Origin of the sequence: Galactobacter sp. (assembly GCF_022712295.1) — a bacterium.
Lineage (GTDB): Bacteria > Actinomycetota > Actinomycetes > Actinomycetales > Micrococcaceae > Galactobacter.
This window is the reverse complement of sequence record NZ_JALAGT010000042.1, coordinates 1-9,191: the sequence shown is the minus strand read 5'-3', so window position 1 is coordinate 9,191 and position 9,191 is coordinate 1. Positions and strand designations below refer to the sequence as shown.

The 9,191-nt window shown below is 67.6% G+C and carries 9 protein-coding genes and 1 tRNA gene; 9 read left to right on the top strand and 1 reads right to left on the bottom strand.

Going from position 1 to position 9,191, the window contains the following annotated elements; all coding sequences use genetic code 11:
- The 8 genes from Q0A15_RS03155 to Q0A15_RS03120 form a co-directional block, all read left to right on the top strand.
- On the top strand, positions 1-780 hold a 780-nt coding region (locus tag Q0A15_RS03155; protein WP_291278085.1), incomplete at its 5' end, for an HNH endonuclease.
- 156 nt (positions 781-936) lie between these two features.
- Complete coding sequence (locus Q0A15_RS03150; protein ID WP_291278084.1) at positions 937-2,091, top strand: adenosine deaminase; 1,155 nt, start codon at positions 937-939, stop codon at positions 2,089-2,091.
- Complete coding sequence (locus Q0A15_RS03145) at positions 2,084-2,830, top strand: MazG nucleotide pyrophosphohydrolase domain-containing protein (RefSeq protein ID WP_291278083.1); 747 nt, start codon at positions 2,084-2,086, stop codon at positions 2,828-2,830. The genes Q0A15_RS03150 and Q0A15_RS03145 overlap by 8 nt, the downstream gene beginning before the upstream one ends.
- A 142-nt stretch (positions 2,831-2,972) precedes the next feature.
- Positions 2,973-4,253, top strand: coding sequence for a phosphopyruvate hydratase (gene eno, locus Q0A15_RS03140; protein WP_291278082.1), 1,281 nt, complete (start codon positions 2,973-2,975; stop codon positions 4,251-4,253).
- A 167-nt stretch (positions 4,254-4,420) separates the two neighbouring features.
- Entirely contained in the window at positions 4,421-5,140 is a 720-nt protein-coding gene (locus Q0A15_RS03135) for a septum formation initiator family protein (protein WP_291278081.1), read from the top strand.
- Positions 5,141-5,206: 66 nt separating this feature from the next.
- Positions 5,207-5,938: a DUF501 domain-containing protein gene (locus tag Q0A15_RS03130; protein ID WP_291278080.1), complete on the top strand. Its 732-nt coding sequence runs from the start codon at positions 5,207-5,209 to the stop codon at positions 5,936-5,938.
- 21 nt (positions 5,939-5,959) lie between these two features.
- Positions 5,960-6,925, top strand: coding sequence for a diol dehydratase reactivase ATPase-like domain-containing protein (locus tag Q0A15_RS03125; protein ID WP_291278079.1), 966 nt, complete (start codon positions 5,960-5,962; stop codon positions 6,923-6,925).
- Positions 6,926-7,030: 105 nt separating this feature from the next.
- Complete coding sequence (locus Q0A15_RS03120; RefSeq protein WP_291278078.1) at positions 7,031-8,425, top strand: FAD-dependent oxidoreductase; 1,395 nt, start codon at positions 7,031-7,033, stop codon at positions 8,423-8,425.
- 115 nt (positions 8,426-8,540) lie between these two features.
- Here Q0A15_RS03120 and Q0A15_RS03115 read toward each other — a convergent pair whose 3' ends face one another.
- Positions 8,541-8,789 carry a hypothetical protein gene (locus tag Q0A15_RS03115; RefSeq protein ID WP_291278077.1) on the bottom strand — a complete coding sequence of 83 codons (249 nt, stop codon included), beginning with the start codon at positions 8,787-8,789 and terminating at the stop codon, positions 8,541-8,543.
- Positions 8,790-9,020: 231 nt separating this feature from the next.
- Here Q0A15_RS03115 and Q0A15_RS03110 point away from each other — a divergent pair.
- A tRNA-Leu gene (locus Q0A15_RS03110) sits at positions 9,021-9,094 on the top strand.
- Positions 9,095-9,191 lie beyond the last annotated feature (97 nt).

Sequence of the window (9,191 nt, the reverse complement as noted above, 5' to 3'; positions counted from 1 at the left end):
GCGATCGAGGTGGCCCTGACCCGCCACGCGCAGAAGCTCAAGGCCCACGGCGACACTCGCTCCCTGGGACAGATCAAGGCGGCCCTGCTGGTGGCCTGGGTCCGCGACGGCGCCGCCCGGGCCCACCAGAACGACACCCGCTGGTACCAAGGATCATCCACCGGTACCGAGCCAGCCGGCGGCAAAACCGGAGCCACCAACAGTTGCGGCACCGGCCAGCCCGACCTTGATCACTTCACTTCCACGACCTGCCAGCACGGCCCCAACGTGGAAGTCCTCATCATGATCACGGATTTGGGCCTGCTGGGTTTCAGTGACACCCCGGCCCACGTGGACGGATACGGTGCCGTCCCCACCGGATTGGCTCGGCAGATCGTCCGCGACGCGGCGGCGCAGGACCGGGCCACCCTTCGCAGGCTGTGGACCGACCCGAAGGATGGGACGCTGACGCAGATGGAGTCCAGGTCCAGGTTCTTCCCCAAGGGCCTGGCCCGCTTCATCCGAGCCCGTGACCAGGTTTGTAGGACGCCGTATTGCGGTGCCCCGATCAGGCAGATCGACCACATCAAACCTCACTCGGCAGGTGGAGCAACCACCGCAACCAACGGCCAAGGACTCTGCGCCGCCTGCAACCAGGCCAAGGAACACATTCGAATCCGGTCCGGCCCTCCACCGGACCCACCCCATGAATCTCCCGAATCGGTGCAAGCCCTGAAACGTCGGGCGGCATTGGCGAGGCGCCGCATCGCGCCGCCCGATCGATTCCCCGACACCGGGTGACCGCTGAACGTAGGTTTCGCGCAGCGGTGGTTTGCACAGGGCCGGCGACATACAACGCCCTCCGACGGTTGAGCGGACGGTGGGATAGGTAGGGCGCTGCGCAAGTCCACGGACGGTCGAGTTCACAACTGGAAGGGCGACGTAGGCTTAGGTTTCGTGAGCCAAGACAACGCGCGCGAAGCCGAACCGACCCTGGACATCCGTGATCTCCCGAAGGTCACCCTCCACGAGCACCTGGACGGGGGGCTGCGCCCGTCCACCATCATTGACTTGTCCGCCGCCGCCGGCCTGAGCCTGCCCGCCACCGACCCTGACGATCTGGCCGACTGGTTCGTGGACTCGGCACGTGCGGGATCGCTGGAACGCTACCTGGAGACCTTTGCCGTGACCCTGGCGGTCATGCAGACGGCGGAGAACCTGACCCGGATCGCCCGCGAGTACGTCGAGGACCTGGTCCAGGACGGTGTGGTCTACGCCGAGGTGCGTTGGGCACCAGAACAGCATCAGGAACAGGGCCTCACCCTGGATCAGGCCATCGCCGCAGTGACGGACGGGTTTGACCAGGGCATGGCGGCAGCTGAGGCGGTCGGTCACGACATCCTGGTCACCCAGATCATCACCGCCATGCGGCAGGGGAGCCGCAGTGAAGAGGTCGCGATGACCGCCCTGCGGCATCGGGACGCAGGCGTGGTGGGCTTCGACCTGGCCGGACCCGAGGCAGGCTTCCCCGCCTCGGCCCACAAACCGGCCCTGGACCTGTTGGCGGAACAGCTCTTCCCCGTCACCATCCATGCGGGCGAAGGAGACGGCCTGGAGTCCATCCGCTCCGCGCTCGTGGACGGCCGTGCGCTGCGCCTTGGCCACGGCGTGCGCATCGCGGAGGACCTGGAAGAGGAGGTGGACGTGGACGAGGACGGCGAGAGCGTCGAAGTGCTCTCCGCAGGTGAGGTCGCCACGTGGGTCCGGGACCGGGGGATCGCCCTGGAGGTCTGCCCGTCCTCCAACCTGGACACCCGCGCCACGGCCGCCTGGGGTGAGGACCTGGCCTCCCACCCCATCGACCTGCTGCACCAGGCCGGCTTCGTGGTGACGGTCTCCCCGGACAACCGCCTGATGTCGGACACCACGGTGTCGGACGAACTGGCTCAGCTGGTGGAAACCTTCGACTACGACGTCGAGGATCTGCTGCAGTTCACACTCAATGCGGTGGAGGCGTCCTTCCTGGGGCTGGACGACAAACAGGATCTCGCGGAGACCATCGTGGAGACCTACGACGAACTCCTGGAGGGTTCCGAGGGCGCGGATGCCTGAGCAGCAGGCACGCCGTGACCCTGCGGCCGCCCTCCAACGGCTCATCGACATCGTCGACGCTTTGCGCACCGAGTGCGGCTGGACGGCTCGGCTCACCCCCGAGTCCCTGGCCCCCTACCTGGTGGAGGAGGCGGCCGAGGTCAGCGAGACCGTGCGCCACGGCGACCTCGGCCCGCACCTGGCCTCGGAACTGGGCGACGTCCTGTTCCAGATCCTGCTCCACGCCCGGCTGGGGGAGGAGCGCGGGGACCTGGACCTGGTGGACGTGATCCAGGCCCTCACCGACAAGCTGCTGCGCCGTAACACGCACGTCTTCGCGTCGGACGGTTCGGTTCTGGACCACCCCGATCATGACCCGGCGGCGGCGGAACGGGCCTGGCAGCAGGCCAAGGCCCAGGAGCGGGCGGCACGTGGCGAGGATGCGTCGAGCCAGGCGGCGGACCCGCTGCGCGGCCTCCCGCGCAGCTTGCCCGCCCTGGTGTTGGCGCAGAAGGCGCTGTCCAGGGCCGCGGCGCTGCCGCAACGCACCATGCCCGACGACGCCGTCCCCGGCCGTGGCGCCGAAGGCGCCTCCGCGCCCAGCACGGGGGTGACGGAGCACGAAAGGGAGCACGAGGCGTCGGGCACTGATGATCAAGACGTGATCGGGAACGAGCTGTTGAGGCTGGTCCAACGCGCCCGCTCCGCGGGCGTGGACGCGGAATCGGCGCTGCGTAACGCCCTGGAACGTGTCCTCTGACGGCATGGATCTGGACATCGTGGGCGGGAAGGGCCCGGGGATGGGTAGGCTGGGCTTGCAATGCGTTGGACATCGGCCTGTATTGCGTCAGAAGCGGTCAGCGTAGACCGTGACCATCCCTTTTTGAAGGAGAGAAGCTTCCATGGCTCTCATCGATGCCGTTCATGCCCGCGAGATCCTTGATTCCCGCGGTAACCCCACCCTTGAGGTCGAGGTCCTCCTGACCGACGGTTCTCTGGGCCGCGCAGGCGTTCCCTCCGGTGCCTCCACCGGCGAGTTCGAAGCCGTTGAGCTGCGCGACGGCGACGCCGACCGCTACCAGGGCAAGGGCGTGCGCAAGGCCGTCGACAACGTGATCGACCAGATCGGTCCCAAGGTCGTGGGCCTGGACGCCACGGATCAGCGTTTCATCGACCAGACCATGCTGGATCTGGATGGCACCCCCAACAAGGGTGTGCTGGGCGCCAACGCCATCCTGGGTGTCTCTCTGGCCGTGGCTCACGCCGCCGCAGAGTCCGCCAACCTGCCCCTATACAAGTACCTGGGCGGCCCCAACGCGCACGTTCTGCCCGTGCCCATGATGAACATCTTGAACGGTGGCTCCCACGCGGACTCCGACGTGGACATCCAGGAGTTCATGATCGCTCCCGTCGGCGCATCCACGTTCTCCGAGGCGCTGCAGTGGGGCGCCGAGGTCTACCACACGCTGAAGTCCGTTCTGAAGGAGAAGGGCCTCTCCACCGGCCTGGGCGACGAGGGCGGCTTCGCTCCGAACCTGCCCTCCAACCGCGCGGCTCTGGACCTGATCGTCGAGGCCATCACCAAGGCCGGCTTCACCCCCGGCGAGGACGTCGCCCTGGCCCTGGACGTGGCCTCCTCCGAGTTCTTCGAAGACGGCGCCTACCAGTTCGAGGGCAAGCCGCACACGGCGGCTGAGATGAGCGGCTACTACGGCGAGCTCGTGGCCGCCTACCCGCTGGTCTCCATCGAGGATCCGCTGGACGAGAACGACTGGGAGGGCTGGGCAACCATCACCTCCGAGCTGGGCACCAAGGTGCAGATCGTGGGCGACGACCTCTTCGTCACCAACCCCGAGCGCCTGGCCCGCGGCATCAAGGACGGTGCGGCCAACTCTCTGCTGGTGAAGGTCAATCAGATCGGCTCCCTCACCGAGACCCTGGACGCCATTTCCGACGCGCAGCGCGCGCAGTACACCACCATGGTCTCCCATCGTTCCGGCGAGACCGAGGACACCACCATCGCCGATCTGGCCGTGGCCGTGAACTCCGGGCAGATCAAGACCGGCGCTCCGGCTCGTTCCGAGCGCGTGGCCAAGTACAACCAGCTGCTGCGCATCGAGGAGGAGCTGGGCGACGCCGCCATCTACGCCGGTCGCGGCGCCTTCCCCCGCTTCTCCGCCTGATAGCGGACGCACCTGACCCGCCGAGGCCGGGGCGCGTTCACCGCGTTCCCAGCACCGGCCGATACGATCGAGGCGGTCCCACCAACTTCGGTTGGACAGGGCCGCCTCGATCGGCGTTCCGGGCCGGTCGGCCCAGTCGAGACCATGAGTAAGGAAGGCGTAGACGCGTGAGTGACAAGGCGCCCCGCGTCCCGTACCGCGGGAAGCGTAGGCCCCCCGTGGTGCGTACCGCAGGATCCGAGCCCGAGGTGCCCCACGACCAGGCGTCGGCTCCCACGGCCGCGGAACCCTCCGCTTCCGTGGCGTCCGCGGAACCCGAGGCCGCTACGGCCGCCATTCCGGCGGTCCGTTCTGCCGAGCGTCCCGCGAAGGCGAAGCGGCACACGTCGGTGGCCGACGGCGCCCGTCGGCTCCGGGAGCGCATGGCGCTGGAGGGCGCCATCCACGATCCCGGCGACAACGCCCGTCCGGAGCCCGCCGAGCCGCGGGAGGTCCCTGACCGCCCCACCCCTGCGCGTGCGCTGAGCACCAGGGTCATCACCCTGTCCCTGATCCTGATCATCTCGGGTTTCACGCTCTTTCCCACCACCACCACGTATCTGCGTCAGCAGAGCGAAGTGCGCTCGGCCCAGGCCAAGCTGGCGGAGGAGACGGCCACCAAGGAACGCCTGGACGACGAACTCAAACGCTGGGACGACCCCGAATACGTGAAGCAGCAGGCTCGTGAACGCATTGGTATGGCCGTGCCGGGGGAGAAGCAGTACGTCAACGTGGGCAACCCCAAGGCGGCCCAGCGCGCCACCACCGTGGAGCCGGGCGAATACCGGCAGGGACTACCCTGGGGTGACGGCCTGTGGGACTCCGTGATGCGGGCATCGAACCCGTAATCCTGGAGAGCTCATCCCTTTTCAGAGCACCACATCCCTTTTTTGACGCACCAAGTGAGGACGTACGTGACAAGCGGAGCACGACCGGCACCAGAGGCCCTTTCGGAGGCCGAGCGTATCCCCAGCCAGGAGGATCTGGACACGGTCAGTCGGCAGCTGGGCCGCCCCGCCAGGGACATCGTGGAGATCGGCGCCCGGTGCGTTTGTGGCAACCCGCTGGTGGCCACCACCGCCCCGCGGCTCTCCTCCGGGATCCCGTTCCCCACGGTGTACTACCTGACGCATCCCGCCGTCACCGACGCCGTCTCCCGGCTGGAGGCCGCGGGTGAGATGAACTCCATGAACGAGCGCCTCGAAACCGATCCTGCCCTCGCCGCGGCTCAGCAGCGCGCCCACGAGGACTACCTGTCCGTCCGCGCCGCGATCGGGGAGCGCAGCGGAGTGGGCGAGGTCCCCGAGATCTCCCAGGTCTCCGCCGGAGGCATGCCCCGTCGCGTCAAATGCATCCACGTCATGGTGGGCCACGCGCTCGCCGCGGGCCCGGGCGTGAACGCTTTGGGGGACGAGGCTCTGAACAAGATCACCCAGTGGTGGACGCCGGACGTCTGCGCTTGCGCGGGTGCCTGGGACACCGAGGCCCCCGTCCCCACCCAGGACCGTTCGCGCCATGTACGGACTCAAGCCGGAGATCCGGAAGCCAAGCGCCGCGAGCGCGCGGCCAAGCGGGCGGCGGCTGAGCAGTCGGCGGCCGAGCAGTCGGCGGCGGCCGAGGCCGCGTCGTCGGGCAACGAAGCATAAGAGACGAAAGGTCAAGGCAACATGCGCGTCGCAGCCGTGGACTGTGGAACCAACTCACTTCGCTGGTTGGTGGCTGACACCCCGCAGGAGGGCCCCGTCACCCTGACCGACGTGGAACGCGGCATGACCGTGGTCCGTCTCGGACAGGGCGTGGACCAGACCGGCCGCTTCGCCGACGAGGCGCTGGAACGGACCCTTGCCGCCGTGGACGATCTCGCAGAGATCTTTGCCCGCACCAAACCTGATGCGATCGGCTTCGTGGCGACCTCGGCCACCCGTGACGCGGACAACCGGGACGTGTTCCTTGACGGTGTGGAGGAACGCCTCGGTGTGCGCCCGGAGGTCCTGAGCGGTGAGGCAGAGGCGGAGGCCTCTTTCCTTGGCGCCTCCATGTCCGTTTCCGCCGGCGCCAAGGAGAAGCTGCTCGTGGTGGATCTGGGCGGCGGGAGCACGGAATGTGTGCTGGGGGACCGCACCAACGGCGTGATCGCGGCGCACAGTGCGGACATGGGCGCGGTGCGCTTCACCGAGCGCCTCATGCCCTCGGACCCCTCCAGCGAACGGGAGGTGGCGGCCGCAGAGGCTGCTGCCAACCAGCTGATCGACGAGATCGCTGCGGATGTGGACCTGCGCCAGGTGGAACAGGTCATCGGCGTGGCCGGGACCATCACCACGGTCACCGCCCACACCCTTGACCTGCCGGGCTACGACTCGTCCCGGATCGATGGGGCCACGCTGCCGGTCGCCATCGTGGAGGCCGCGTGCTCCGAGCTGGCGACGCTGGAGCGCTCGCGGCTGGCGACGCTGCCCTATGTTCATCCCGGTCGCGTGGACGTGCTCTCCGCTGGTGCGGTCATCTGGCGGACGCTGTTGCGGCGCATCGTCGACGCGACCCAGGGGAGGGTGCGCAGCGTGACCACCAGCGAGCACGACATCCTGGACGGAACCGCCCTCAACGTGGCTCGGGGGACCCTGGGGCACCTCTGAGGATCGTGGCACGAGGGTGTCGTGGTGAGTGTCACTGCGCGGTGAGAGCAACCGAAACATCGTGGGAACTTTCACAAACCCAGTGACGCGCCTACCATTGAAGACATGGCAACCCCCAAACTCTCGCAGCGTCCCCGTGTTCTCGTGGTCGGCGGTGGCTACCTCGGCCTCTACGTCGCCAAGTCCCTCCAGAAGAAGGTGCGCGTCCACGGCGGCATCGTCACCCTGGTTGACCCGCTCCCGTACATGACCTACCAGCCCTTCCTGCCGGAGGTCATGGGCGGCTCCATCGAGCCGCGCCACATCACCGTTCCTCACGCCCGTCACCTGCGCCAGACCGAACTGGTGCAGGGCAAGGTCACCGGCATCGACCACGCCTCCAAGACCGCCACGGTCGAGGGCGTGGACGGCGAGTCCTTCGAGATCCCGTACCAGGACGTGGTTCTGGCGGCAGGCGCCATCACCAAGACCTTCCCGATCCCGGGCCTGGCTCAGGCCGGCATCGGCGTGAAGCGCGTCGAGGAGGCCGTCTGGATCCGCGACCACGTGCAGGAGCGCATCCAGTTCGCTGACAACACCACCGACGTCGAGGCCCGCAAGCGCGCCCTCCGTTGCATCGTGGTGGGTGGCGGCTTCAACGGCGTCGAGACCATCTCCGAGCTGCAGGACGCCGCTCGCGTGCAGGCCGAGCAGTGCCAGAACATCACCCCGGCCGACCTGGACTTCCAGCTGGTCGAGGCCATGCCCAAGATCATGCCCGAGGTCAAGCCCGAGACCGCCGAGTGGGTCGTGGAGCACCTGCGCTCCCGCGGCATCAACGTGCGCCTGCAGACTTCCCTGGGTGACGCCACGGACCAGCACCTGAAGCTGACCTCCATGGCCAACGACGACACCAAGGGCCAGGTCATCGACGAGTTCGACGTCGACACCCTGATCTGGACCGCAGGCGTCATGGCCAACCCGATGGTGCGCAACACCGACTTCAACATCGAGCCCCGCGGCCGCGTGGTCGTGGACGCCAAGCTGCGCACCCTGGACGCCGACGGCAACGTCATCGAGGGCGCCTGGGCCGCCGGCGACGTCGCCGCAACCCCCGACCTCACCGGCCACGGCCTCCCGGACAACACCTGCGTGCCGAACGCTCAGCACGCCGTGCGCCAGTCCAAGGTCCTCGCCAACAACCTCTACGCCACCCGCTACGGCGTGGGCGAGGTCGCCGACTACAAGCACGAGTCCCTCGGCGCAGTCGCCGGCCTGGGCTACGGCAAGGGCGTCGCCAAGCTCGTCAAGTACCCGCTGACCGGCTTCCTGGCCTGGGCCGCGCACCGTGGCTACCACGGCCTCGCGATCCCGACCGTGGAGCGCAAGGTCCGCGTGTTCTCCGGCTGGATCAACCAGGCCATCGCCGGCCGCGACGTCTCCGGTATGCGCAACCTGCAGCAGCCCCACGCCGACTTCGTGGACGCAGCGACCCCCAAGAAGAAGCCCGCTGCCAAGTGAGCTGATTGCTTGAACGGTTCTGATTGAACCGTCCTGGACACGCAAGATGCCCGGCACCTGATGAGATTCAGGTGCCGGGCCTCTTGCGCGTCAGTGACCGGCTGCCTGACGCTGCTCAGTCCTCGTCAGGGATGAGTCCGGGGCGCTTCTTGTTGCCCCCGGTGATCGCCATGTAGGCCTTGGTCAGCAGCGGAACCGCCCACAGCACCGCGTTGGGCACCACGATGGCCAGTGTCAGGATGGTGACGAAAGGCCACGGCCACGAGCCGGTGAAGGGCCGCAGGATGGTGGAGACGATCAGCACCAACGGGCAGATGGCGCAGAACGTCACGAGGATGCGGGCCGGGGTGGGGAAGTGGGGCACTGGGTCTCCGAACGTGATCTGAACGGTGGTAGGGGACGCGTTGCGCGCCGCCGGAAAGACTATCCGTGGAGGAATGGCACAGTCGTCGACGTGTTCATTGAACGGGACGCCATATGAGCGACGTCATGACGATCGGACCGTCTCGTGAGTGAGCTTGTGCCGGATCCCGATTCGGGCCGAGGGTCGGGACTGCGGTACGTTTTCACCTGGACGCTCATGAGCGATTCCCTGGCCCCCATAGCCCAATCGGTAGAGGCAGAGGACTTAAAATCCTTGTGTTCTGGGTTCGAATCCCAGTGGGGGCACGGGAACGAACACCTGTTCGTTAGCCATTTCTGTAGCCATTCGGCATCTAGCCGAATACGACGACAAGGCCCCACCCTTGAACCGTGTGATTCAAGG

Excerpts from the sequence above, each read along its gene's own strand:
- Q0A15_RS03125 (WP_291278079.1), top strand. The coding sequence starts at position 5,960 with ATGCGCGTCGCAGCCGTGGACTGTGGAACCAACTCACTTCGCTGGTTG.
- eno (WP_291278082.1), top strand. The coding sequence starts at position 2,973 with ATGGCTCTCATCGATGCCGTTCATGCCCGCGAGATCCTTGATTCCCGC.
- Q0A15_RS03145 (WP_291278083.1), top strand. The coding sequence starts at position 2,084 with ATGCCTGAGCAGCAGGCACGCCGTGACCCTGCGGCCGCCCTCCAACGG.
- Q0A15_RS03120 (WP_291278078.1), top strand. The coding sequence starts at position 7,031 with ATGGCAACCCCCAAACTCTCGCAGCGTCCCCGTGTTCTCGTGGTCGGC.